We start from the raw sequence: 941 nt of genomic DNA, 5'->3' as shown, positions 1-941 counted from the left end.
CTTGTTGAAGTGCTGTCTAAATATTTAGGTATTGGATACCAATTTGCTTTGCAAAATGCAGAAAGAGTAATTGCTAAATGTACAGAGAGCTAAAAATGAAGAGAAATCAGGCGAATTAATATTTATTATTTTGGCTAGTTTCTTGCTGGATATGAAATGTGTTGGTCACAAGTGTTCTTATTGTTTGTTGGTGCGCATATTACAGGTGAAATAAGGAAAACAGAATGACTAAATGGCAAAACATATTGAAAAATTTATCGTTTTTTTTGTTTGTTATATTGGGTTTCTTTACCAGTATGAGTGCGTTGGCACAACAGAGTTATGTTGTTGATCCTAGTTGGCTGAAAGAACAAATAGCAACGAAGCAGCCAGTAGTGATTTTCGATAGTCGATCTAAAGAACAGTATGATCAAGGGCATATCCCTAATGCAATCAGTTTTCCTGTAGATGATACTTATGTTGTTCAAGATGATGTTTATTACGTTAAAAATAAAGTCAACATAGCCCCATTGCTGAGAGAGAAAGGAGTAACGAAAGACGCTAAAGTGATCGTGTATGATCAAGGTGAACTGATGTTTGCATCTCGATTACTTTGGGTATTGGAGCTTTATGGGGTTAAAGATTTAGCGATTTTAAATGGTGGTCTTGATGGATGGAAAGAGGGTAACGAGATCTCCCAAGTTGCACATACCTTACCAGCCTCTGATTATGTGCCAGTACTTAATCCTAGTATTTATGCAAGTACGACGGTTGCAAAAGTTGCGGTTCATAATCCGAAATATAATTTATATGACAGCCGTACTTATGACGAATATTTAGGTAAGAAATCTGTCACCAGTAAATATGGTCGTATACCTAAAGCAAAGTATATTGATTTAAGTAAGTTCTTTACCACAGATGCCAATGGTAAGAAATTTCTTAAATCTCAAGCAGAACTTGAT

At 35.4% G+C, this 941-nt stretch carries 1 protein-coding gene; it reads left to right on the top strand.

What is annotated here, in order from left to right:
• Positions 1-224 precede the first annotated feature (224 nt).
• Positions 225-941, top strand: a 717-nt coding sequence (locus tag E5A76_RS13180; protein ID WP_161119214.1) for a sulfurtransferase, incomplete at its 3' end; no start/stop codon positions are given.

It is taken from the genome of Photobacterium lucens, assembly GCF_009873615.1.
Taxonomy (GTDB): domain Bacteria; phylum Pseudomonadota; class Gammaproteobacteria; order Enterobacterales; family Vibrionaceae; genus Photobacterium; species Photobacterium lucens.
Note: the sequence above shows the minus strand (reverse complement) of the source record. Positions and strands in the feature narration are given on the sequence as shown.